The sequence below is a fragment of the Myxococcales bacterium genome (genome assembly GCA_016703425.1).
In the GTDB taxonomy this organism is placed as follows: domain Bacteria; phylum Myxococcota_A; class Polyangia; order Polyangiales; family Polyangiaceae; genus JADJCA01.
This window is the reverse complement of sequence record JADJCA010000031.1, coordinates 319,754-343,156: the sequence shown is the minus strand read 5'-3', so window position 1 is coordinate 343,156 and position 23,403 is coordinate 319,754. Positions and strand designations below refer to the sequence as shown.

Below are 23,403 nucleotides of genomic sequence, written 5' to 3'. Positions count from 1 at the left end.
AGGAGCGATGACGACGCTCGGCACCACGACGACCTACGACGGGCACCGAGCACGCCTACCTGCGCGGCCAAGGTGCGCGCATCGTCGCCGTGTTGAAGAACGCGCTGCGCGCCGATCATGACCCGGACCGAGACGGCGTACATCCGCGACGAGTAAAGACTCGCGCGCGCGGGCGGCGTGACTGCCGACGACCGCGTCGAGGTGCAGCCCTGGCTCGCAGCAGAGGGACGCTTCAGCTTCGTGTCGAGCGACCTGCGCGCCATCGACCTCGCGTAAGCCCCGCGAGCCTGGAAGTGCTGACGACATGAACGACGACGCGCTCCATCACGGAGCGCAAGCCCACCACGCGAGCCACGGGCGCGCGCGTGAAGGGCGACGTGTACCCAGCGCCCGACGAGGAGAGCAGTCATGAGCACGAAGACCAAGACCGCGAAGACGAAGGCCAAGATCTGGCGCACGGAGGAGGCGTTAACGCCGCGCCTGCCGTCGAGCCTGCACCCGCCGAAGAGCCGCAGCGCCCGACGCGCACCAGCGCGCGCGACGTCGGCGCTCGAGCTCGAGACGACGCTTCGCCGGAGAGCATCGCCGTCGGCGGCCAGCGCGGTCGGTTCGCGTCGATGACGATCGAGGAGCTGCACGCGAAGTACCCGGAGGTCGTCGGGCGCTCGACGGGCAGCGACGACCGCCGTTACCTCACCTGGAAGATCCGCGAGGGCGAGAAGGGCCGCATCAACGTCGGGCCGCGCAAGACCCGCGCGCGCGATGGCGAGCCGCTTGAGGTGAAGATTCTCCTGCTGCGGCTCTCGAGCGCCGACGTTGCCGACAAGATGGACGAAGGCCTGGCGCAAGTGAAGGGCATCAAGAACCGCATGGAGTCCGGGGGCCATCGGTCACTACTCGCGCATCTCGGCGCGCGCGACGCGGCCGCGCGGCTCACCAACGCGGGTTCCAGCGGGCGAGCGTGAACGCGTTCACTGGAGCCGCAACTTCCGGCAGGGCGCTTGGTACCCTCCGCGCTGCAGCAGTATATTCTGGCCCATGTCATCGCGCAGTTCTTCATCCGCCTGCGCGAGCGCCGGCAGCGGTTCCCGCATCGGCACGATTCATCGTGAGCGACCCGCGGGGCGCTGCCTTCCGTCCCCCGTCTCCCGGCCGACCCTGGATTGTCGACCGTCGGGAGATCCGGCGCGCGCGCCTGCTCCGGTAACGCGAATACATATACCCGGACGCGTCTGCCACCAGGCTCCTCGCCCCGATCTCCTGCGCTCGTCATGCGCCAGCAGGAGGTTCACTTGTTCACGTCTCTTCGCCACAAAGCCCCACGCCATGCGGTGCTGGTCTCCGTTCAATGCCCCAATCGCTCTGATGCCGCGGCCGAGCGCCTGCTGAACGAGCGCGAACAGTTGCTGCGCGGGCTCGGCATTCGCGTGCACGCCCGGCTCGGTCCAGCGGCAGCATCCGACCGCAACTTTCACGTCGCGAGGTGCCGCGTGAGTTGGCCGCTCCCACCGGCGGAAGTAAGCAAAGTCCCACGGGTTCCGATACCCAGCGGTTCTGCACCGCGCGCCGGTGCCATCGGCTCGTGGTGGTCGATGACGAGCTTGCCCGCCAGCAGCGCAGCCTCGAGCAGGCCACTGCTGCAGAGGTTCCCGATCGGACCGCCGTCATCCTTCGGTTCGAAGGCGCGCGGGCGCACGGAGCGATGCTCGAGGTCGAGCTCGCCCGTCTCACCTACGAGCTTCCCGGATTCGGGAGGATGTCTCGCTCGGCGATCGCGAGGAGGTGGCGGACGCGCTTCGCGCGGGAATACCAATGTCGCCCTCGCCAAGCAGCGTACCCGGAATCGGATCGCCGAGCTGCGACGCGAGCTCGCCGGGCTTCAGGATGGGCGCGGCGGTGCGCCGTGACAGCGACGGGCGTCGGCGCAGAGGGTCGCGCTGGTCGTGTACACCATGCTGGAAAGTCCTCGCTCATGGGCCGAGCGCTCACCGGCAGCGATGTGCTGGTCGAGGACAAGCTCTTCGCCACGCTCGATACCACGGTGCGCACGCTGGTTCCTCCGACCTCACCGCCGATCCTCATCGCCGACACCGTCGGGTTCATCGAGCGGCTCCCGCATCCGCTGCTCGCTTCTTTCAACTCGACTCTCGACGAGGTACACGAAGCGTCGCTCCTCCTGTTCGTCGTCGATGCCGCTGACTCCGAGAGCCGCCGGCAGCTCGAGGTCACGCGCCAAACGGTGAAGGAGATCGGCGCAGGCTCGCTCCCGCATCTCGTGGTGCTCACCAAGATCGACCGGGTCTCCGAGGACGTTCGGCGTGCGCTCCGTGACGAGCTTCCCGAAGCGATCCCAGCTCTCCGCGTTCTCGTCTGGCGACGTGGCAGCGCTTCGACAGCGGTTGATCGACTCCTTCGACATGGGGCTCGAAACCGCCACTTTCCGAGGTGTCCTATGACCGCCAGTCACTCTTTGCAGAACTGCGCGATCAGGTGAGTGCTCGCCGAGTCCTACGGCGAGAGCCTCACCGTGACGGTGCGCGCCGCGCCTGCGCTCGTCGAGCGATTGCGGAGGCGGCTCGCCGAGGTCACGGCACCCTCTTCGCTCACGGTCCCCGAGCCTTCCGTGCTTGACGCCCAGGCGCGGTCCCGATGGCAGGCGTACCCCTGCCAAAGGTCGCGCGCGCGCCCCTGCCTCGGTGCAACTCGTCGGGTTGGCCGCTCGCCACGGCCTCGTAGTGGATGCCGGCGCCGTGCATCAACGAGGCGGGGCTCGACTACCGCGTCGCCTTCGAGTGAGCCGCCGATGGGGAGGACTGGTGCTTCGGGTACCTCCGAAGTCGCGACGCTGCGGCCAAGCTCTCCGACGAGGGCGAATCCTGGAATTCGTTCGGCCCCGGCTCTCGGTGGCGGTGCCGATCTGGCTGGTGTGCAGCGATGAGCTCGTGGCGTATCGGCGGCTTCCTGGTGAACCAGGGTTGACCCTCGACGGGGAGCAGCCAGCCCGTCTGGCACTCCGATCCTTCGTCCCCGAGTTCGCGACAGCGCTGGGGCGGCTTATCGCCGAGCTACAGGCCTTTGACGTCGACGCCGCCAGGGAGGCCGGCGTGCGGTGATGTCGATGTCCGAGGTGCGGTCGCAGTGGCGCGCCGACTTCGAGAGCGCGCGCCGCGTTCGGATCGCGCATCCGCTCCAAGCGCGTTGGGAGGCCTGGTTCAGCAACGACAGGCTCTGGCCTGAGCGCACCGCGTTCACCCACGGGGAGCTATACGCCGCCCACGTGCTGGTCGACGGACCCTCGCGCATCGTCGGAGTGCTCGACTGGACGACGGCGAAGGTGGGAGACCCGGCCGTCGACTTCACCTATCAGCACATGATGGGACCTGCCGCGTTCGAGGCCACCGTGGCCGCCTACATCGAGGCCGGTGGCGTTCTGCTCCCGCACCTCGCCGAACGCTGCGCGGAGCTCGCTGCGGCTGCGCCGCTGGCTTACGGCCTGTTCGCGCTGCAGAGCAGGAATCCCCAGCATCGTGCAGCCGCGGCGGCGCAGCTTCTTGCAGAGGAGTGAGCTCGGCATACGGAACACCACGTGGTCAGGTCACGCGCTTCCCTGACCAATGAACGCGGCCGGAGAGGAGAAATTAGTGAGCACCTGCGACCGCTGCCGATGTCATCGCGCATACCCACGCCGCCGAGCGCGGTGAACGTAGGTTGATAGGCCCGCCGACGCCCGCGAGTACGCCCACGAACCTCACGCGACCAGTTCTCCACGCACCAAGGCGGGCACCGTTCGTCGCGCGTCGCGAGCCGTCGCCCCGATGATCAACAGGCTCGGCCCCGTCGCGGGCGCCGAAGCTGTTGACCAACGGGGCCGACTGTTGATCGCCGGGTACGCAGTTAAACGCCTCTCGGCTTCTCTCTCCCCACGGGACAGGAGAGAGAGCGGGAGAGCTGTCCCAGGCGGCGCTCATCGAGCTCGCTCGGCGCTCTCTGCGAGCACGGGCGAGAGCACCGTCGCAGCACGCGCAGCGCGCGAAACGCCCGGAGTTCTGGGGAGAAACGGCGAAGCCCCCTCGGATCGCTCCTTGGGGGCTTCTGTTTACCGACCCTCGCCCCTTGTTGGCGACGAGAGAAAAATGGCTCCGACTGCAGGACTCGAACCTGCGACCCGGCGGTTAACAGCCGCCTGCTCTACCAACTGAGCTAAGTCGGAAAGGGTAACGCTTCGGATTCGTATCGTTCGGCGACGTCCGCGTCAAGACTGGCTTTTCGGTCTTTGGGCGGTCTTCGCGCCGGACTTGGTCGTGCGCCCCGGGCTTGGCCCTTCCGCCTTGGCTGCAGGCGTCGTCGTTGGTGCCTTACTCGCGGCTTGCGCTGGCGCCTTGGACGCACCCGTCATGGCCGCGTCCTTCGCGCTCGCACGCTTCGCCTCCGCTTTGCTCTGTGCGTGAAACGACTCGCCACGCTCCAGCATCCCCACGATGCGCTCGACTCGTTTCGCGCGTGTCGCGTCGCTGCCCTTCGCCTGCACGCGATAGAGCACCGCGAAGCGGTTCGCGCCCGAGAGCGTCTCGAAGAACTGCTTCGCCTTGGGTGACTTCGCGAGCGCCGCCGCCAGATCCGCGGGCACCTCGGCTCGGCTCTGCGGCGCGTAGGCTCGCGCCCAGCGACCGTCGGCCTTGGCGCGGTCGACTTCACGGAGCCCCGGCGGTTGCATCTCGCCCAGCGCGAGGAGCTCGTCGACCTTCGCGCAGTTGATCTGCGACCAGGGGCTCGTCTTCTTGCGCGGCCCGAAGCGCTGCCGCCAATGCTTCTCGTCGAGGCTGCCTTTCTGGCTGTCGATCCAGCCCCATGCGAGGGCCTCGCGCAGCGCGTGATCGTATGTGAACCCGCCGGTGGCCCCGGCGCCCTTCGTGAACTTCAGCCACACGGCTCCTGACGATGCGTGATGCTTCGCGAGCCAAGTGCCCCAGGCCTTTCGCGTCGCGAACTCCAGGAGCGGCTCCTCACGAGCGGTCGACGTCTTCTTCTTGGCGGCGGCCATCGCGGCAGTCTACCGACGTGACGGCCAGCGGCGCTACCGCCCACGCTACGGGCACTCGGCCTTGAGCGGCTCTCGCGCGAGGGCCTCGCCAATGGCGCCGGCCCACTCGCCGTACGCGGCCGCCGACGGATGCAGGCCGTCGCTCGCGAACATCTTCTTGTCGGCCTGTCGGTTCATGAGCTCGCTCAGATCGATGTAACGTGCACCGAATGCGAGTGCCTCTTCGCGGAGCGCGGCGTTGAAGGCGCGGATCTTTGCGTCGAGCGTCGCCACGTCGCCGAAGGACCGGCCCACGTCGCTCGTCGACCAACGGGGCTGCGGCAACGCGACGATGCGGCACTTCGGGATCCTCTTGCCGAGCGCCGCCAGGATGAGACGCACCTCGCGGCGGTACTCGTCCACGTTGCCGTCTCCGCGAACGATGTCGTTGGCGCCCACGGCGAGCGTCGCGAAGTCGGCGCCAAAAGCGAGCGCCTTTGGAAGCTCCTCGTCGATGACGTCGCGCGCGCGGTAGCCGTTCACGGCGACGTTCAAGAGCTCGGTCGTGCCCCAGCGCGAGGCGAGCCGCGCTGGGAACGAGGCTGCGGCGCTCGAGCCCGTGCCGATGGTGAACGAGTCGCCGAGGGCAACGTAGCGGCGAGGCGCGTTGGCGGACGCGGGGCCCTTTGCCGCCGTCGTCGCGGTGGGCGCGGTTGGCGTTGGAACGCTTGGCGCCGGGCTCGAACCTCCGCGTGCGCGATCGGCCGTGCAGCCGCCGAGGAGCGCGAGGACGACGAGCGCCGGCACGACGGAGTTCATCCGGGCATCCTACCTTGGCCCCTAGCGCCTCCCGCAACCTCGCGATCTGTCGACAAAACGCTCTGCCTTTGCGCCTTGTGGGCGGTGTACGCTGGCCGCTGAATCGTTGGCCGCTCAAGCCGTCCAACGCCCTACCGCGCGCTGGCCCATGCGGGCCCATCGGTCAGGAAGAAAAAGGGGAATTCGGGACATGTCGATTCGCAGGACCAGCTTCGCCCTCGCCGCCATTCTTGCTGTACCGACCTTTGCACCAAGCGTTGCCCACGCCGATGCGCCCGCCGCCACCGCTCCGCAGAAGCCCGCCGCTTGGGGCGCCGCACCCGCCGACAAAGACAAGGACGGCATCCCCGACAACGTCGACGCGTGCCCCGACGTGCCTGGCGTCAAGACCAACGAGGCGAAGACCAACGGCTGCCCGAACAACCCCTGGGGCGCTCCGGCCGGCGCGTCCGATCGCGACGGCGACAAGGTTCCGGACAGCATCGACGCGTGCCCCGATCAGGCTGGCGTCAAGACCAACGACCCCAAGACCAACGGCTGCCCGGCGCCCGCGCCCGCGACGGGTGGTGGTTGGGCCGCTCCTGCCGGTGCCGACAAAGACGGCGACGGCGTCCCCGACAGCGTTGACGCGTGTCCCACCGTGGCAGGTGTGAAGACGGACGAAACGAAGACCAACGGGTGCCCGAACAACCCGTGGGGCGCGCCCGCGGGCGCCTCCGATCGCGATGGCGACAAGGTGCCCGACAGCATCGACGCCTGCAAAGACACCGCCGGTGTGAAGACCGACGATCCGAAGACCAACGGCTGTCCCGCGGCGGCCGCCGCTTGGGGCGCGCCCGTCGCCGACACCGACAAAGACGGTGTGCCCGACAACATCGACAAGTGCCCGACGACGCCAGGCGTGCGCACTGAAGAAGCCATCACCAACGGTTGCCCAAACAACCCGTGGGGCGCGCCCGCCGGCGCGTCCGATCGCGACAAGGATCGCGTGCCCGACAGCATCGATCACTGCCCCGACGTCGCCGGCGTGGCGACCAGCGAGCCGCAGACCAACGGTTGCCCGAACAACCCCTGGGGCGCTCCCGCCGGCGCATCCGACCGCGACGGTGATCGCGTGCCCGACGCGACTGACGCGTGCCCCGATCAGGTCGGCGTTCGCGCCGATGATCCGAAGGCGCACGGTTGCCCGCCGGGCAAGCCTGCCGGCGTGGTGCCCGAGAAGAAGGCGCTCGTCGTCCTGAAGCCGGCCCCCGCTCCGACGCCGCCGCCGCCTCCTCCTCCGGTCGCCGCCGCCGCAGCGGCTCCGCCGGCCGCGCCGGAGCCGGTCGCGCCGCCGCCGCCTCCGGCAGCCCCCGCGAAGGTTTGGTACAAGCCGTGGACCTGGTTCTGATCGACGGCACGTCGCCGCGCGCGCGCGCGCGCGCCGCGGGGCCGTGAGCCGACGGATTCGTTGGTGTTGAAACGATTCGCGCCGGTGGTCGTTGCGGGCGCGGCCGCGTGCTCGGCGCCGCAGTCGCCATCGCCGGCGCGCGTCGCTGCGACGGGGCCCGACGCAGGGGTGGCCGTCGCGCCGCGGTCGGCGTCACGCATCGACGTTCCGGCGGGCGCCGTCGCCCCGGCCTGGGCTGTGGTCGTGGTCGTCGACCACGATCAGAACGACGGCGCAAAGCTCGGCGCGGCGCTTCGTGCCCGCGGCGTCGGCGTCGCCTTCCTGCGCGTGGCCATGCTCGGAAGTCCCGACAAGCGCGTCGCCAGGATCGCCGAGGCCGTTCGGGACCTTTCGCGGGAGGCCAAGCAACGGGGTGGCCTCGCGGAGAAGCCTTCGCTCGTGGGCGCCGATGCCGCGGCGGTGCTTGTGCTCCGCGCTGCGCCTCGATGGCAACGTAGCGGTCGCGAGCGAGCTTCGCGCCGTCGTCGGGCTTGACGGCGAATACGACCGAGAGCACCAGCATCCGCGCTTTCTCGGCGCACCGCTGACGTTGCCACCGACCTTTCCGCCCGTCGCGCTCCTCTCCCACGGGGGCGATCCAGCCGCCGCGCAGGGGAGCCGGCTCGTCGTGCGTGGTCTCGAGAAGGCCGGCTCGCGTCACGTCTATCATCACCACGTCGCAGACCGCCTCACGCCCCTCTCGGCGCTCTCCACGGAGCGCGATGAGGTCGCCGACTACGTAGCGGCCTTCACCTTCGGCGCGAACCGCCTAAGCGACGAGAGCGCCTTTCGCGTTCACGACGCCTGGGGCAGGGACGCGCCGCTCACCACCGAGGCCTTCTGGAAGGACGATCCCGACCTCATCCAGCGTCGGCCCGTGGACGAGCGCTTTCGCGCGCAGCTCCGCAACCTCTACGACGGCGTCCTCGGCGAGCTCGAGCCGTGGCCCAGCCAGACCTACGACGCGATCGACCTGGCGGCGTACCTCGCGCGCCATCATGAGCTAGGCCCGCTGAACGCTTCGGCGTGGCTCACGGTGAAAAACGCGCGCTCGGAGGTTGTCACGTTGTCGATGAAGGAGCTGCGGGCCAAGCGCCCCGTCATCGTCATTGGCATCGACGACGAGCCGAACCTGTTCCGCATGCTCGTGACGTACAACGTCTACAAGACCTACTCATGGAAGCCTGAGGCCGGGCCGCGTCCGCTCCTCGCGCGGCCCGTCGGCGCGTTTCTCTACGTGCCGGCCGGTCCCGCCCTCGAGGTGACGACCTTCGCTCACTTCGCGCTCACAAAGGGGAGCTTTCAGCTCCACAAGGACGACCCCTGGAAGGCCGCACGTGCGCGCCTCGAGCCCATGCGCGGCGTGCTCACGGGACCGCAAGGATGCCTTCAGTGCCATTCGCTCGGCGGCGAGGGCGCGCGTGCCCATCACCTGCGGGCCAAAGATGGTCAGCTCGCCGAAGGCTACGGCCTCGCGCTCGAGGCCTATCCGTCCGAGGTGCTGCACCAGTTTCTCTTCGACCAGAAGATCGTGGCCGACGGCTTTGGGGTCTCGCCGTTGTTCGTCACGCGAGACGCGGCCATCACCCTCGAGGCCGAGGTCGCGCGCCTTCGCTGCAAGTAGCGCGAGCCGGACGCCGTCGCCCGGGCCGGGACACCCGCCGTGCGATGAAGTAGCCTTGCAGGGCCTGACGCGCCCTCTGCGCGCGGGGCCCTTGAAGGAACGGAATCGATGCGACAGCTGCGCTTGAAGAACACGTATTCGGGAAACGTCGAGCCGCTGGTGCCGCTCGATCCGTCGGGCAAGACCGTCACGATGTATTCGTGCGGACCGACCGTCTACTCCTTCGCGCACATCGGCAATTTTCGGAGCTTCCTCTTCGCCGACGTCTTGCGTCGGACGCTCACGCGCCACGGCTACGCGGTGAAGCAGGTGATGAACATCACCGACGTGGGCCACATGACCGAAGATCACCTCGCCGACGCGTCCGGCGAAGACAAGCTCAGTCGCGCCGCCCGCGAGCTAGGGACCGATCCCTACAAGGTCGCCGAGCACTTCGAGCGCGCCTTCGTCGCCGACGCCAAGACCCTTGGCCTTGCCATCTACAGCGGCGAAGAGGCTGACCGACCGGAGCTTCACCCGAAGGCGACGCGGCACGTGCCCGAGATGCTCGCGATGATCCAGCGGCTCTTGGATCGCGGCTTCGCCTACGTGGTGCCGAGCGGCGAGGTCTACTTCGAGGTCTCGAAGTTCCCCGACTACGGCAAGCTCTCGGGCAAGGTGCTCGAGGATCTCGAGGCCGGCGCTCGCGTCGCCGTGCGCGAAGAGAAGAAGGATCCGCGCGACTTCGCCCTCTGGAAAGTCGACGACAAGCACCTCATGCTCTGGGATCCGCACAGCGACAGCGGCTGGCCCGCCGGCGACTACGAGCGCTACCGGGCGCTTGCGCCAAAGGGCGTCGACGCGCGCATCAAGCGCGGCTTCCCTGGCTGGCACATCGAGTGCTCCGCCATGTCGCGGGCCCACCTCGCCGAGACGATCGACGTGCACACCGGCGGTGAAGACAACATCTTCCCGCACCACGAGTGCGAGATCGCGCAGAGCCAAGGCGCTCACGGCGCGCCGCTCGCTCGCCACTGGGTTCACGGCCGCCACTTGCTCGTGAACAACCGCAAGATGAGCAAGCGCGACGGCACCTTCTTTACGGTGCGCGACTTACTCGACCCGCACGGCGAAGGCCGCACTGACCTCGCCAAGGATCTCGAGAAGGTGGGCTTTCCGGAAGGGAAGACGCCGGCCAACGTCTTGCGCTTCGCGCTCGTGGGTGCGCCCTACACGCAGCCGATGAACTTCAGCATGGAGCTGCTCGCCCAAGCGAAGGCGAGCGTCGAGCGCCTGCAGTCGAGCTACCAGCGCCTCTCCGAGCTTGCTGCCACGGCGGCCGCCACGGACGCGGCTGCGGCGACGCCGGCCATCGCGGAGCTACTCCAGAAGAAGAGCGACGCCTTCGACGACGCGCTCGACGACAACCTCAACACGGCCAACGCCATCGCCGCGTGGTTCGACCTCGTGACGGCGCTCAACCAGAAAGAAAAGGACCTATCGCCCGGTGATGCGAAAGAAGCGCTCCGCGTGATGGACGGCATGGACGGCGTTCTCGGCGTCCTCGACCGCCGCGTGAACGCAGGCCTCGTAACGCTCGCTTCCATGAACGACGCTTTGGCCGCGGGCCGCGTGCCCTTGGCCGAGGCGCCGGAGGGGGCCCTCGATGCGGCCGCCATCGAGGCGCTCATCTTCGCGCGCCACGCCGCGCGCAAGGCGAAGGACTTCGCCAAGGCCGACAAGCTGCGCGACGTCTTCAAGGCCCGCGGCGTGCAAATCGACGACGCCGCGCAAGGCGTCCGCTGGAAGCTGCTCTAGGCCAGCCCGAGCAAGGCGCAGCGATTCGTTCGTGACACGATTTACTTAATTCGTGCTACCTGGTAGCACGAATTCCTTGCTGCGTGCCACGAGGAGAGCCCCAGTCGTGATACGAAGGCGTCCCATGCGACGACTCGGCCTTCGTACGCCTTCGATGAGGCAAGGATGGTGTCGGCCACTCCGCCGAGCCTGCGCGGCAGCGCTCGTCGGCGCGCTTTCGACCACGCTCAGCCAGCCGGCCTCTGCGCATGACTTGACGCCGCCGCGTCTTGTCGGAGAGCCCACGGCGCCGTGGCCCGGGCGCGCGGAGACGCACGACGTCGTCGTCCCGTTGCTCGTGACGGTGAGCCCCACCGGCACCGTGGAGGAGGTCTCCGTGGAGGCCACGGTCTCGCCGGCCTTCGACGACGCTGCCGTCAAGAGCGCGCGCCGCTTCTCGTTCGAGCCGGCGCGGCGCGATGGTCGCAACGTGTCGGCCCGCGTTCGCGTCGCCGTGCGGTTCCTCGGCGATGCGGCGGCAGGTGCGCCAGAGGCTGCGAGGGTGGAAGCGCCCGCCCTTGGCACCGCGGCTCCCAGCACGATGGTCGCGGCCACCGATCGCGAGGTTCGTGTTCAAGGCGCCTCGCCACCGCGCAGCGCTTCAGAGGCGACGCGTGACCGCGACGTCCTCGGTGCGGCGCCTCACAAGACGGCGAGCGAGCTCTTGCGCGTCGCGCCTGGTGTGTTCGTGTCGCAACACAGCGGGGAAGGGAAGGCGCACCAGATCTTCCTCCGCGGCTTCGACGCCGTTCATGGGCAAGACTTGGAGCTCTGGGTCGGCGGCATTCCCGTCAACGAGGTCTCGAACATTCACGGGCAGGGCTACGCCGATCTGCACTTCGCGATGCCCGAGGTCATCAAAGAGATCCAGTCGACGCCGGGTACCTACGATCCGAGGCAGGGCGACTTCGCCGTGGCTGGGAGCATTCGCATGAAGCTGGGGTTTGCCGAGCCGGGGATCACGGCCAAGGGCACGCTGGGGTCGTTTGGAACGAGGCGCCTGTTTTTGGGCTACCACCCAAAGGAAGCGTCCGACGAGACCTTCGCCGCCTTTGAGGAGTACACGACCGACGGCTTCGGGCCGAGCCGCGCGGCGAGGCGCGCTTCGTTCATGGGGCAGGTCACCCACGACTTCGGCGAGGGCCTCGCGGCGCGCCTCCTCGCGACGACGTCGGCGGGGCGCTTCGACTCGCCAGGCGTCGTTCGCCTTCGCGACATCGAGCGCGGAACGATCGATCGGTTTGGGACCTACGATCCGAACCAAGGCGGCGCCTCGTCGCGCACGCAGCTCTTGCTCGAACTGCACAAGGACGAAGAGGGCGCGAAGTGGGCCATGGCCCCCTTCGTCATCTTTCGAGGCCTCTCGCTGCGGCAGAACTTCACGGGCTTCCTCGTCGAGAGCCAGCGCGGCGGCGCCGACCGCATCGACAGCGACAACACGCAGCAGCTCCAGGACGCGGTGACGACCGGTGCCACGGCGTCCTATCGACGGAACGTCGCGGTCTTCTCCAAACGCGACGCCTTCGAAGTCGGCTTCTGTGGCCGGACCGATTGGATCGATCAGTCGCAGCGGCGTCTCGCCGCCGTGGGCGGCGCGCCAACAGATACGCTCGTCGACGCCAAGGTCCGCGCGACGAACGTGGCCGGGTACCTCGACGGCGCGCTCCACCCGCTCAGGCGACTCGCCCTTCGTGGAGGCGTGAGGGTTGATGCGCTGTCGTTCTCCGCGCAAGACCGACTCCCGCAAGGCGGTGTCGCGAGCGCGGGGGCTGAGCGTACGGCCCAGGGCGCCCATTTCGGCAAGAAGCTCACGGCGGACGTGCTCGTGGTTCCCGCGCTCCACGCGGTTGCCAGCTACGGCGAAGGCTTCCGCTCGCCGCAGGCCCGCAGCCTCGCATCGGGCGAGCGCACGCCGTTCACCGAGGTGAAGAGTTACGAGGCGGGCGTGCGCTACGGCGACGGCCTCAGGCTCCAAGGGTCGCTCGCGGCGTTCCATACGCGGCTCACCGACGATCTCGCCTTCGACGAGCAAACGGCGCGCAACGAACGGGCGCCGGCAACGCAGCGCACCGGGGCCGCCATCGAGCTGGTCGCGCGGCCGCGCTCGTTCTGGACGTCGAGCGTGAGCGCGACCTACACCCGGGCGAGCTTCACGAACACCGACGCCCGCTTCGTCGCCGGCGACCTGCTTCCTTACGTACCTCAGCTCGTGATCCGGGCCGACACGGCGATCCGCGGCCGTCTCTGGCGCGTAGCGGGGAGGGAGCTCGAGGGACGCGTGGGTTACGGCATCGAGGCGCTGGCGCGAAGACCTTTGCCCTACGGCGAGTTTGGGAAGAACCTCTTCGTGGTCGACGCGTCGACGGGCCTTCGCCTTCGTGAGGTGGAGCTGGGCGTCGACGTGACCAACGTGTTCGATACCGCTCACTATGACGGTGAGTTCGTCTTCGCCTCAAACTTCGTTCGCGGTGCGCCGGCTGAGCTGGTGCCGCAGCGTCACGTGACCGTCGGCCCCCCTCGCGCGCTCTTCGCGTCGCTCACGCTTCACCTCTAGCGAACCTTCATGCGACTCCTTCCGACCCTCGCGCTTTGTGCTCTCGTGCCCCTCTCCACACTCGTCGCCGGAGCCGGGTGCTCAGACGCGCCCGATGCCACCACGGGCAAGCGCATCACGCTGGCCACCAGAGTCGCCGCGTCTCCCGAGGCGAAGGCGGGCTTTACCAACGCGATGGGGTGGAACGTCAAGCTCTCGAAGGCGGTCGTCTCGACAGGGGCGCTCTATTACTTCGACGGCGCAGTGATCTTTTCCCAAGCGGCGCCGCGCCGACCTGGCTGGCACAGCCTCTTTCTGCGTTCGGCTCACGCACACCCTGGGCACTACATCCCCGGCGAGTCGCGCGGCGAAATGCTCACGCCCTTCTCCGTCGACCTTCTCGCCGATGGCTCGACGCTGCCTGCTGGCTCGGGCGTGACCGGCGTCGTTCGGTCCGCGACGTTCTCGTTTCGTACGCCAGCGCAGGGGCCGGTCGCCGCGGAGTTGTCGGGCCACGCGGTGGTCTTTGAAGGCGTGGCAACCAAGGGCGCGGACACGCGCGCCTTTCGCGCCGAGCTCGACGCCGCCGACCTCGCCAACACGAAGGGCGCTCCTTCGGTGGAGGGGTGCCCGTTCACGGAAGCGACCATGACCGAGAGCGGGACCGTAACGCTCAGCCTTAAGGTCGCTCTTTGGTTCGACCAAGTCGAGTTCGACTCGCTACCCGCCACACCCGACGGCAAGGCGGCGCTGATGCCAACCGCTGCCATCGCTCGCAATGAGCTCGTTCGCGGCATGAAGGCCGGCGACGGATACGTCTTCAGCTACTCGAAACCCTGACCCGCACCATAGACCGGCGCGCGCCCATCGCTCGGCGTGGCGGGGTCTCTTTGTCTATCAACCGGAGAATCGATCATGCGTAGCGTACTTGGCTTGATTGCGATCACTCTTGCGGCTTGCAGCAGCGATTCGATCTCTGCGACGGAAGGGAAAGGTGGCGATCGCCTTTTCCGCGTGGGGCGAGGAGTTCATCGAACAGGAGCTCCCCGCCGCCGACGTCGAGGACGGCTGGACGATCAAGTACAACAAGTTCCTCGTCGTGCTCCGGAACATCAAGGTCGCCGACGCGAGCGGTGCCGTCGCCGGCGAGATGAAGGCTTCGAAGCTCTTCGATATGACCAAACCCGGCGTGAAGCCGGTGGTGAAGTTCGACGGCGTCGGCGCCAAGGCCTGGGAGCACGTCAGCTATGAGATCGCCCCCGCGGCGGCCGACACGGAGCTGGCGGCGGCGACCGACGCCGACAAGGCGCTCATGACCGCCGGCGGCTACAGCATCTACCTCGACGCCGTGGCGACGAAGGGCGCCGTGATCAAGAAGTACACCTGGGGGTTCAAGACGGCGACGCTCTACGACCGCTGCAAGGGCGAGATCGACGGGAAAGACGTCGACGGCGTCGTCGTGAAGAACGGCGGCACCGACGAGCCGCAGCTCACGATCCACGGCGATCACTTCTACTACGACGACCTCCAGTCGCCGGACGCGAAGGTGCGCTTCGACACCATCGCCGCAGCCGACGCCGACAGCGACGGAACGGTCACCTTCGACGAGCTGTCGAAGGTGAAGCTCGCATCGATTCCGAAGGCGCAAGGACCCTACGGCACCGGCAGCGCTGCGGGCATCAACGATCTCGGCGCTTTCGTCACGGGCCTCTCGCGGACCATCGGTCACTACCGCGGCGAAGGCGAGTGTTTCGCCTCCGCGAGGTAGGCGAGCGTTTGGGCCGGCTGCGCCTGGGCCCCTCGACTCTCAGTAGCCGGCCGGCAGGACCACGTCCCAGAGCGGCACATGGTCCGAGCAGCGCGTGGTGTCGGGCGTTCCGTCGGGCCGCTCGGCGCACTTCTTCACGGGGCCGTTCAGGTACTTCAAGTAGAGGTCGTGGTAGCCCGGTAGGACGAACTGCCGATCGGGCCGGAACGAACCCCAGGAGTTCTTCACGCGAATGAACTCGATGCTGGCCTCGCTCGAGAGCGCGGCCTCGAGGGCGGCGGGACGCGTCTCAAGGACGCCGGCCGGGAGCGTGCCGAAGCCCGGCACATCGTTGATTTGGTAGTCCTCGACGACGACCATGTGGCCCCCTTGGTGCCCCGGTGTCGTGGGCGGCGCCGCGAAGCGGCCCTGGTTGTCGAGCGAGTTGAAGTCGACGAACCAGCTCATGATGACCGGCTGGCGGTCGTGCATCGCGCGCTGCACGCGCTTCAGAAGATCGCGGCGACCTGCGGCGTCGCGCGGGTAGTACGCCTCGCGCCACCGAAAGGCGCTCGAGCCGCTACCGATGGCGTCGGCGAGCGTCTTGGTCACCGGCTCCTTCGTCGCCGGGTCGATGAGCTTGGCGGGGATGGTGTCGGGGGACGCGATGCGCGTTCCGGCGAGCGTCGCTCCGCTGCCGATGGTGCGCGAGACGTCGGGGCCGAAGGCCGTGTCGAGGCGCTTCTTGACGCTCGGCGTGAGGCGCCAAGCGCGGTCGAGCTCGCGGCGAACGAGCGCGCGATCGCGGCGCGCCGTGAGGTCCTTGAGGGCTCCGGTCTTGAGCGACTCGTTGACGACGGCGAGCGCTTCCTTCTGCCGCGCGCTCATCTCGATCGAGGCCTCGCCGTAGACGAAGTCGCCTTCGGTCACGACGCCGTAGCGGCGAATGATGTCCGACGAGGTCTCGAAGTCGCCGCCGGTGGAGAGCTCACCGCTTGAGAGCCAGCCGGCGCTGATCTGGTCGAACCAGTGCCAGTACGTCCAATACGACTCGGACATGTTCATCTCGCCAGACTTGCGCGCGCTCTTGTTGAGCGACTCGGCCCAGCTCGCGGTCGCGTAGATCCAGCAGTTGCCGATGGACTGGCGCTTGACCCGGCTCTGCTTGACGTCCGTCAGCTCATCGCTTGCGGAGGTCAGCGTCTCTTCGGGGGTGGCGTCTCCGCAGGCGACACCCTGAAGGGCGAAAACGGCAGCGAGCAGCGGGAGGGGGTAGCGCGAGGTCTTCATCTCGGCCGTCTATACGCCGGCATCTGTGCAGCCTTCCCTGATGAAAACCGCAAAAAGCGACCGCGCTGATTTCGCGTGCAGGCAGCGTTTCCGGTGCTAGTCCGCCGTGGACTCTTGGCCGACCGTTCCGAGCGCGACGCGCTCACCGCCGGCCGTGAGGACGAACGGTCGCTCTCGGACCCGAAGTGTCCCCCGTCCGTCGTGGTCGACGGTCTGAACCACGCCCATGGCGTAGCCGCCGGGGCCGCGGCTTACGCAACGGACCCCGATGGTATGGGCGCGCATGGCAGCGGCACCGCGGAGCACCCAGGCCTCGGGGCCATAACCGCTCGTCACGTCGCCGTAGCTTTCGCCGGCGACACCGCGGTCGGAGGCGCTCTCGACCTCGAGGTCGAGGTTGGAAAGGTCCGACTCCCAGCTTAGAACGACGCGAAGCGAGGGCGACCCCTCCCGCATGGCGCCCGCGTTTGCGAGGGCATCAAGAACATCGGCGCCGCGCGATGGCGCGCGCAGCATCAGGGCTTCGCCCATGAGCGCCAGGTCTTCCTTGAGGACCCGCTTCGCGCCCGGGAAGCGCTCTTCTGCGAAGTCGACGCGCAGCGCAGCGAGGAGGGTGTTGAAGGCGTCGCTCGTCGCGCCTCGCTTGTAGAGCGCGTAGGCCAAGAGCCGATGGCGGCTCGGGTGGCTCGGCCGGTCGAGCAACGCCTGCCGATACGCGTCGATGGCCAACGCGAGCGCGTGGTCGTCGTCGAGCCGCGCGAGGCGCATGCCGGCATGGCTGGTGAGGTTCGGGCTGCTGGGGTTGAGGTCAAGGAGCGAGCCGTACGCGCGCGCCGCTCGCTCGCGTCTCGACGTGCGTTCCGCGCCCTCGCCCAATGCGAGAAGCGCGAGGACGTCGGTGGGCGCTTCCGCGTGCCAGGCTTCGGTCGCGCGTGCCGCACCCGCGAGGTCGCCGCCGTTCCGCGTCTTCTCGATGCTGCGCCATCGTTCGGCGGCGACGTCGAGGGAAGGTGACGGGCTCGCGTTGGCCACCGGCGTCGCCGACGCCTCTCGAGCGAAGAACACGGGGTAGACGACCCGCACCGGCCCGCCCGACGGCGCCGGGAATCGCAGCTTCTGGAACGCCATGACCACGCAATCGACAACCGACCGGGATGGCAGCACCGAGCCTTGATCGCGCGCGCTTCGTACGCGGCCCGTCCCATCGATCTCGAAGGCCACCACGACGCGACCCTCGAGGTGCGCGTCCGTGGCTAGGCCAACGTCGTAACAGCGTCGCAGGGTTCCGAGAGCTGGACGGACCACTTGCCGCACCGCCTCCGGCGAGATGTGGCCGAAGACCGTCACGTCGGAGCCGGTGTTGAGCTTGCCCATCGAGGGCGCGCTTGGAGCGACGGAGGACCCAGGCGCCGCGGCCGGAGAAGCCACCGGTGGCAACGCTCCCGAGCCCCACAAGTGCCCCGCCGCCGGGAACGGTTCGTCGACACCACGTATGCGGCCCCAAGGTGAAGAGGGCAAATCAGGGCCCGAAGCCTCCTTCCTTGGCAGCGGTCGCGGCGGCCGCTTTTGCTCCGCGACGACGAGTTGGTTCCCGTCGACGTGGAGCACACGCTTGGTCTCAGAGGAGACCCGTGTACGGCGACGGGAGCTGGTACTTGCCAGCGAACGCGGCGACCTCGTCGACGAGCGCTGGGCGCGTTGCTTCCCGCGGCGTGGCGAGGAGGTGCGTCAGTTTTGCTCGCGCCCAGGCGAGCTCGAGGAGCGGGCTGCTGGCCCTCTGAAGGCTGGGCGTGATCGCCACGGAGCCGAGCGTCACGCGAGGCCTGTCGGTCGCGGCGACCTTCGCGAACAGATGGAGCTCGTCACCGGGAAAGACACCCGTGAACGCCTTCGGATACCAGTCATGCGCACCGTCTACGCGGACCGGCAAGGTGGCGGGCATCGTCGTCAGCTTGCGCCAAACGACGTCCCACGGGTCGGCTCCGTCGATGACGGCGCCGTCGTGCACCAAGGCCTTGAGCGCTTGGTCATCGCGAACGGCTCCCACCGAAATGGCGTCGACGCGGCGGAGTCTGGCTGAAGGAAACGTGCTCGTTGCCCCGCCGTCGGTGGTGCGGAAGGCGCTCGTGACGCCGTCGCCGATCGACACGAGGCGCGAGAACTTGCCACTGGCCACGAGCTTCGCGAGCAATCTCGAGAGCGGGGCGCGGCTCGATGCGCCGAGGGCGCCTCGCCGGAGCAGCGCGCTCACAGCCGAGCCATGCCCCGTCGCAGGGCCGTCGTAGAGGAGCTCCGCCGTCTGATCAAAGGCGACGATGGCCAGCGCTTCGGCGGGATTCTGGTTGCCGATCGCCTCGGCAAGGCGTTGGACGATCGCGCAGGAGCTCGGGAAGAGCGCGGATTGCGACGCGCTCGTGTCGATCGAAAGGATCGTGCCCGAGAACGGCGACGGGACGCTGGCGAGCTTCGGCCGGAGGACCATCAGGGCAAACGCGTCGTCGCGCAGACCGTCTAGGCTCTGATTCCTTCGCGCCACGCGGAGGTCTTCTCCTGGCGGCCAGCGCGCGTGCTCCGCGAGTGTGTCACCTCTTGCTGATACGACTCGCACGTCGGCGTGCGTCCCCGCTCCGGGTAGCGTTGACAGCGGCAGGGTGTAGGCAGAGCCGACGAGGTCCTCGGCGTACGAGACAATGACCTCTCTCTTCTCGCGGGGGGCCAGCGGAAAGATGCGCACGCTCCACTCGTTGCCGAGCGAAAGCTCAATGAGCGCGGGATCGCGACGTTGGTGAACGATCGACTCGAACGCCGACCGAGCGCGCGAAAGCGGAACAGCCTGTGCCTCCTTCCACTCGAACCCGACCCGCATCGCAAAGCGAACGAGAGACCGCGCTCCCGGTAGCGCGAGTCGAAAGGTTCCCTCTCGCTCGGCGTCGGTGGGGTTTTCGAGAACCAGGCGCAGCTCGGTGTAGGCGAGGGGCTCGTCCATCACCGCGCGCGCGGCGATGGACGTCACGCGCAGACCCGAGCCGTCGCTGGCGGTGAGGAGCGGGGCCACGGTCGCGCGCGGCGGTGGTGACGGCACCGCCGTTGTCGCCTCGGGCGCCGGACGAGGCGGCGGGCTGGCGGGCACGCCCCCGCACGCGCCCCCGCACGCGCCCAGAGTCATCGCGCAAGCGACAAAAACGTGCCCTAGCGACATCGTCGTAGAGACACCCGGCGCGCGTGGAGGTTCCAGGAGCCGTGCGCCGGGGGCCCCCCGAAATATCAGGGCTTTACGAACTTGAGGACGAAGCGGTCGCTCTTGCCTCGCTTGTCGCCGGCGGACATGGGGGAGGCGTTCCAGTCGCGGCTGTCGGACGGTTCACGAAGGAACGCGCCCTCCACCGCCAGCTTGAAGCCGGCCTGCTCGACTTCGCTGCGAACGACCTTCTCCTCGATGCGGTGGAGCGTGTTCGACTCCGTCGTGCCGGTCCCCGGGCGACCGCTGTGATCCACGACGACGTACGCGCCGCCGGGCTTGAGCGCGCGGAAGATGTTCGCGTTCATCTTGGCGCGGTCGACCTTGAGCCAGACGGTGTCGTGATAGAAGAGCACGAAGACGACGGCGTCGAGGTCCTTCGCTTCGGGAGGCAACGGCTCATCGAAGTCGCGCACGACGGTGACGACGTTCTTGTTGACGGGCTTGGCGACGCGCTCTTCCCAGGGCTTCTTGGCGAAGCGCTCCACGGCCCACGGGTTGTTCTGTCCGAAGACGACACCCTTCTCGCCCACGGCGCGAGCGAGCAACTCGGTCGTGTAGCCACCACCGGCGGCGAGATCGGCGACGCGCATCCCCGGCTTGACGCCGAGAAGAGCGAGGAGCTCGGCGGGCTTCCGCCCCGCGTCGAGGGCGCGGTCCTGCGGCGAGCGATCGGCAGAGTCGACGAGCGGTTGCATGCCGGCGCTGGCGGGCGGTGCGTTGGCGCCCGCCGCCGTGCTGGCGGGCGCGGCTGGTGTCGCCGTCGTCGACGGGGCGGGCGGCGCGCCGCCGCAGGCGGAGATCGCGACGAACAAGAGGGAGCGCTGCGTGAGCCGTTGAAGCGTCATGCGTTCCGGTCGCACGTTCGCGCAGCCGCCGCAACGTCTCGCGCGGAGCGAAGCGCCAACGTTTGGTCGCCGAGATCCTGACGCGTCAGCCCCGTGACTCCCGAGGGCGGGAGGCCAGCCTGTGGAAAAACATCGGCTCAAGTATCGCCGCGGCGTGCCGTTGTACCCGGCAGGCACATTGCATCGAGTCCTGCCGCTCCCGCCACTCAACAGAGCGGGGTGGACATGCTCACAGGGAGGCGTTTCACATGCGACATCGTCGACTCAATCGGTTCAACTCAACGAAACTCTATGCCGTCGTGGCGATGGCGGGGTTCACGGCTTGCGCCGACCAGTCGCGTCCCGCGCCGACGGCCAACCCCGATGACCCGCTCGCGTACGACGAAGCGTCACTCACGCCGCTCGCGACGGCCTGCACGTTCAACTCGACGACGGGCCTCATGACCGTGGTCCTCGCCGACGGCGAGACGGCGATCATCTCGAAGCGCGCCGCCGACTCGGGCATCCTCCAGAACGGCGTCGCCTGCAACGTCTTGGCGACGAGCACGTCGCTCAAGAAGATCGCCATCACCGGTTCCACCGGAGCAAACACCGTCATTCTCGACTTCACCAACGGCCTCTACGCGCTCGGCACGAGCTCGGCGACGACCAGCGGCATTTCCGTGGATCTCGGTGCTGGTACCGACGTCTTGGCCATCAAGGGTACGACCGGCGACGACAGCTTCGTCTTTGGCGCCGGTGGCATGTTGCTCAATACGGACAATAACAAGGACGTCGTTCCGGCGAACATCGAGAGCTACGTGCTCTCGCTCGGCGACGGTGCGGACACCTACTCGGGTGCGGGCAGCTCCGTGGCCGGAGCGGTGTTCCCGGGCCCCATCGCCGTCTACGGCAGCGCTGGCAACGACACCTTCAATCAAGGCGCGTTGGCGACGCCGAGCGAGTCGATCTACGGCGGCTCAGGGACCGATACCGTGAGTTACGCGTCGCGAACCGCGGCGCTCACCGTGACCCTTGGAGCCGGCGCCAACGACGGCCTCGCCGGCGAGGCCGACAACCTCGCCGACGATCTCGAGGTCGTGACCGGTGGCACCGGCGACGACACCTTCACGGCGGCGGCTGCCGTCGCGATCACCTTCAACGGCGGCGCGGGCGCCGACACGCTGGAGGGAAGCAGCGCAGATGACACGCTCAACGGCGGGGCCGGGGCCGACACCCTTCGCGGGAAGGAGGGCGACGACACGCTCAACGGCGACGATGGCGATGACTCCTTCGACGAGGAAGACGGATCCGTCGCGAACGGCGCGGACGTGTTCAACGGCGGAGCGGGCGTCGACACGGTCGACTACAGCGCGCGCACGGCGGACCTGGCCGTCACGATGGACGGCGTGGACCCCAACGACGGCGAGTCGGGCGAAGGCGACAACGTCAAGTCTGACGTCGAGAACGTGAAGTGCGGCGCCGGCGACGACACGGTGACCGGCAACACCTCGCACAACAAGATTTGGGGCGGCGACGGCGACGACACGCTTACCGGTGGCGCCGGAGACGACGTCTTCGTGGCCGAGGCGGCCACCGACGGTGATGACGTCATCAACGGCGGGACCGGCTCCGACACGGTGGACTACAGCGGTCGCACCAACGACATCACGGCGGTGCTCGACGGGACGGCCGGCTCTGGCGAGTCCGGTGAGTCCGACACCCTCGGCAGCGACGTCGAGAACCTCTGGGGTGGCGACGGCGACGATACGCTGACGGGCAACTCGTCTTCCAACGAGCTCGTCGGCGGTGTTGGCGACGACACGCTCGACGGTGACACCGGTGACGACACGCTCGAAGGCGGCGGCGGCTCGGAGAACAACGTGCTCACCTGCGGCGATGGCATCGACATCGCCTTCGGAGAGGGCTCCGCTGGCTCGAAGACCGACTGCGAAATCTGAGCTGGGCAAGACAGGGGAGGGAGCCGGGGCGCTGCGCGAGCAGCGCCCTTCGGCTTTTTGTCGGCATGCAAGGTGCAACGAGGCGCGTGATGCCCCGCGTCCCCGTTTCGACGAGCTTCGTTCTGGCGGTCGTGGCCGCGTGCGCGGGGCCGGCCCGTGAGCCCGCCGGCGTCGAAGGCGCCTCTCCGCCGGTGGCGGGGCCTATCGCGGCGACGCCGCCGCCGCCGCCGCGGCTCACGGATGTCCACTACACGCTGACGCCTCAGGGACCTCGCGTTCTTGTTCGTGGCGAGGATTCGGGCGAGACCGTCGAGCGCCTGCATCTCGAGTTCTTCGATGGCGACGGAGAGTCGCCGCAGGTTGACGCCGACGGCGACGGCGAGCTCGACGCCATGGCCGTCGACGTCGACGTGCTCGAGCGCGACAAGGAGGGCTTCCTCGTTGAGGTGAACCCGACGCGCGGCTTTGAACGAATCGCGCGCCAGGTTGCGGTGACGCCGGCGGGAGGCATGGTCACCGCACCCGAGCGCCGCTTGGCCGTGTTGTCGGTGCCGGTGACGCGGGGCCTCGGGGAGCGCTGCAGCCCCGACGGCTTTGACGAGTGCGCGCCCGGCGGCGTGTGCGCGCCGGGGCGTCTGGCCGCAATGAATCGATGCGTGGACAGCGAAGATCTGAGGACGAGCCGGTGTTCTTCGGCGGCGCACGCGACGGCGCCCTTCACCATGCGCCTCGACGCCGCGGACGCAAGCCTGTGGGACCCGCCCGCCGGTTGCGCATCACCCGAGCGGAACGGAAAGCCCGAGGCCCTGCTTTGGATGACCGTGCCCACCAAGATGGCGTCGATCACGTTGCGAACGAAGGGGGAAGGCTCTGTCGACGCGGTGCTGTACGTGCTGCCCGGTTGCGCTAGCGGAAGCGGCGCCGCGCTCGCGTGCAACGACGACACGCGTCCGCCCGACGCCGAGCTCACGCTGTCTGACGTGGACGAAGGCACCTACCTCGTCGTCGTAGACACGCTCGGTCGCCGCGGCGGTACCGTGACGCTCGAGGCGACGACGCCTTGACGGTCCGCGCGATCA

17 protein-coding genes, 1 tRNA gene and 3 pseudogenes are annotated in these 23,403 nt (G+C 68.5%); 13 read left to right on the top strand and 8 right to left on the bottom strand.

Annotated features, from left to right (window positions below):
- The first annotated feature begins 7 nt into the window (after window positions 1-7).
- Both IPG50_39860 and IPG50_39855 read left to right on the top strand, forming a co-directional pair.
- Window positions 8-276 (top strand): annotated as a pseudogene (locus IPG50_39860) (hypothetical protein).
- Window positions 277-365: 89 nt separating this feature from the next.
- Complete coding sequence (locus IPG50_39855) at window positions 366-965, top strand: hypothetical protein (protein ID MBK6698294.1); 600 nt, start codon at window positions 366-368, stop codon at window positions 963-965.
- Window positions 966-1,471: 506 nt separating this feature from the next.
- Here the strand turns inward: IPG50_39855 and IPG50_39850 are convergent.
- Complete coding sequence (locus tag IPG50_39850) at window positions 1,472-1,696, bottom strand: hypothetical protein (protein MBK6698293.1); 225 nt, start codon at window positions 1,694-1,696, stop codon at window positions 1,472-1,474.
- A 276-nt stretch (window positions 1,697-1,972) separates the two neighbouring features.
- Between IPG50_39850 and IPG50_39845 the strand changes: the two genes are divergently transcribed.
- On the top strand, window positions 1,973-2,494 hold the full coding sequence (locus tag IPG50_39845) for a 50S ribosome-binding GTPase (protein ID MBK6698292.1): 522 nt from the start codon (window positions 1,973-1,975) through the stop codon (window positions 2,492-2,494).
- Between the two features lie 202 nt (window positions 2,495-2,696).
- A pseudogene (locus IPG50_39840) lies at window positions 2,697-3,565 on the top strand (macrolide 2'-phosphotransferase).
- Window positions 3,566-4,134: 569 nt separating this feature from the next.
- Here the strand turns inward: IPG50_39840 and IPG50_39835 are convergent.
- The 3 genes from IPG50_39835 to IPG50_39825 all read right to left on the bottom strand — a co-directional run bounded on the left by IPG50_39835 (window position 4,135) and on the right by IPG50_39825 (window position 5,839).
- Window positions 4,135-4,210: transfer RNA gene (locus IPG50_39835), tRNA-Asn, on the bottom strand.
- A gap of 42 nt (window positions 4,211-4,252) precedes the next feature.
- Complete coding sequence (locus IPG50_39830) at window positions 4,253-5,041, bottom strand: YdeI/OmpD-associated family protein (GenBank protein ID MBK6698291.1); 789 nt, start codon at window positions 5,039-5,041, stop codon at window positions 4,253-4,255.
- Window positions 5,042-5,086: 45 nt separating this feature from the next.
- Window positions 5,087-5,839, bottom strand: coding sequence for an SGNH/GDSL hydrolase family protein (locus IPG50_39825; GenBank protein MBK6698290.1), 753 nt, complete (start codon window positions 5,837-5,839; stop codon window positions 5,087-5,089).
- A gap of 148 nt (window positions 5,840-5,987) precedes the next feature.
- Here IPG50_39825 and IPG50_39820 point away from each other — a divergent pair, with 148 nt between their 5' ends.
- From IPG50_39820 to IPG50_39790, 7 genes and pseudogenes are all read left to right on the top strand, one after another.
- A complete protein-coding gene (locus IPG50_39820; GenBank protein ID MBK6698289.1) occupies window positions 5,988-7,229 on the top strand; it encodes a thrombospondin type 3 repeat-containing protein in 1,242 nt (413 codons plus the stop codon).
- A 63-nt stretch (window positions 7,230-7,292) separates the two neighbouring features.
- A complete protein-coding gene (locus IPG50_39815; protein MBK6698288.1) occupies window positions 7,293-7,763 on the top strand; it encodes a hypothetical protein in 471 nt (156 codons plus the stop codon).
- Window positions 7,678-8,892, top strand: a complete 1,215-nt coding sequence (locus IPG50_39810) for a hypothetical protein (GenBank protein ID MBK6698287.1) — start codon at window positions 7,678-7,680, stop codon at window positions 8,890-8,892. The genes IPG50_39815 and IPG50_39810 overlap by 86 nt, the downstream gene beginning before the upstream one ends.
- Before the next feature lie 108 nt (window positions 8,893-9,000).
- Window positions 9,001-10,689, top strand: a complete 1,689-nt coding sequence (locus IPG50_39805; protein MBK6698286.1) for a cysteine--tRNA ligase — start codon at window positions 9,001-9,003, stop codon at window positions 10,687-10,689.
- A gap of 253 nt (window positions 10,690-10,942) precedes the next feature.
- Window positions 10,943-13,282, top strand: coding sequence for a TonB-dependent receptor (locus IPG50_39800; protein MBK6698285.1), 2,340 nt, complete (start codon window positions 10,943-10,945; stop codon window positions 13,280-13,282).
- Window positions 13,283-13,291: 9 nt separating this feature from the next.
- Complete coding sequence (locus tag IPG50_39795) at window positions 13,292-14,101, top strand: hypothetical protein (protein ID MBK6698284.1); 810 nt, start codon at window positions 13,292-13,294, stop codon at window positions 14,099-14,101.
- Window positions 14,102-14,173: 72 nt separating this feature from the next.
- Window positions 14,174-15,029, top strand: a pseudogene (locus IPG50_39790) (hypothetical protein).
- 39 nt (window positions 15,030-15,068) lie between these two features.
- On the opposite strand, the gene IPG50_39785 reads toward IPG50_39790, so the two are convergent.
- The 4 genes from IPG50_39785 to IPG50_39770 form a co-directional block, all read right to left on the bottom strand.
- Window positions 15,069-16,298 (bottom strand): hypothetical protein, encoded by a 1,230-nt coding sequence (locus tag IPG50_39785; protein ID MBK6698283.1) that lies wholly within the window; start codon window positions 16,296-16,298, stop codon window positions 15,069-15,071.
- A gap of 96 nt (window positions 16,299-16,394) precedes the next feature.
- Window positions 16,395-17,672, bottom strand: a complete 1,278-nt coding sequence (locus IPG50_39780; protein MBK6698282.1) for an AgmX/PglI C-terminal domain-containing protein — start codon at window positions 17,670-17,672, stop codon at window positions 16,395-16,397.
- 244 nt (window positions 17,673-17,916) lie between these two features.
- Window positions 17,917-19,353 carry a hypothetical protein gene (locus tag IPG50_39775; GenBank protein MBK6698281.1) on the bottom strand — a complete coding sequence of 479 codons (1,437 nt, stop codon included), beginning with the start codon at window positions 19,351-19,353 and terminating at the stop codon, window positions 17,917-17,919.
- A gap of 209 nt (window positions 19,354-19,562) precedes the next feature.
- Complete coding sequence (locus IPG50_39770) at window positions 19,563-20,384, bottom strand: class I SAM-dependent methyltransferase (GenBank protein MBK6698280.1); 822 nt, start codon at window positions 20,382-20,384, stop codon at window positions 19,563-19,565.
- Between the two features lie 248 nt (window positions 20,385-20,632).
- On the opposite strand from IPG50_39770, the gene IPG50_39765 reads away from it, so the two are divergent.
- Together IPG50_39765 and IPG50_39760 are read left to right on the top strand one after the other, a co-directional pair.
- The gene (locus IPG50_39765; protein MBK6698279.1) at window positions 20,633-22,324 is read left to right on the top strand and encodes a hypothetical protein; all 1,692 of its coding nucleotides are present in this window, start codon (window positions 20,633-20,635) and stop codon (window positions 22,322-22,324) included.
- An 89-nt stretch (window positions 22,325-22,413) separates the two neighbouring features.
- Window positions 22,414-23,388: a hypothetical protein gene (locus tag IPG50_39760; protein MBK6698278.1), complete on the top strand. Its 975-nt coding sequence runs from the start codon at window positions 22,414-22,416 to the stop codon at window positions 23,386-23,388.
- Window positions 23,389-23,403 lie beyond the last annotated feature (15 nt).

Excerpts from the sequence above, each read along its gene's own strand:
- IPG50_39845 (MBK6698292.1), top strand. The coding sequence starts at position 1,973 with ATGGGCCGAGCGCTCACCGGCAGCGATGTGCTGGTCGAGGACAAGCTC.
- IPG50_39830 (MBK6698291.1), bottom strand. The coding sequence starts at position 5,041 with ATGGCCGCCGCCAAGAAGAAGACGTCGACCGCTCGTGAGGAGCCGCTC.
- IPG50_39825 (MBK6698290.1), bottom strand. The coding sequence starts at position 5,839 with ATGAACTCCGTCGTGCCGGCGCTCGTCGTCCTCGCGCTCCTCGGCGGC.
- IPG50_39820 (MBK6698289.1), top strand. The coding sequence starts at position 5,988 with ATGCGGGCCCATCGGTCAGGAAGAAAAAGGGGAATTCGGGACATGTCG.
- IPG50_39810 (MBK6698287.1), top strand. The coding sequence starts at position 7,678 with ATGCCGCGGCGGTGCTTGTGCTCCGCGCTGCGCCTCGATGGCAACGTA.
- IPG50_39805 (MBK6698286.1), top strand. The coding sequence starts at position 9,001 with ATGCGACAGCTGCGCTTGAAGAACACGTATTCGGGAAACGTCGAGCCG.
- IPG50_39795 (MBK6698284.1), top strand. The coding sequence starts at position 13,292 with ATGCGACTCCTTCCGACCCTCGCGCTTTGTGCTCTCGTGCCCCTCTCC.
- IPG50_39785 (MBK6698283.1), bottom strand. The coding sequence starts at position 16,298 with ATGAAGACCTCGCGCTACCCCCTCCCGCTGCTCGCTGCCGTTTTCGCC.
- IPG50_39780 (MBK6698282.1), bottom strand. The coding sequence starts at position 17,672 with ATGGGCAAGCTCAACACCGGCTCCGACGTGACGGTCTTCGGCCACATC.
- IPG50_39770 (MBK6698280.1), bottom strand. The coding sequence starts at position 20,384 with ATGACGCTTCAACGGCTCACGCAGCGCTCCCTCTTGTTCGTCGCGATC.
- IPG50_39765 (MBK6698279.1), top strand. The coding sequence starts at position 20,633 with ATGCGACATCGTCGACTCAATCGGTTCAACTCAACGAAACTCTATGCC.
- IPG50_39760 (MBK6698278.1), top strand. The coding sequence starts at position 22,414 with ATGCCCCGCGTCCCCGTTTCGACGAGCTTCGTTCTGGCGGTCGTGGCC.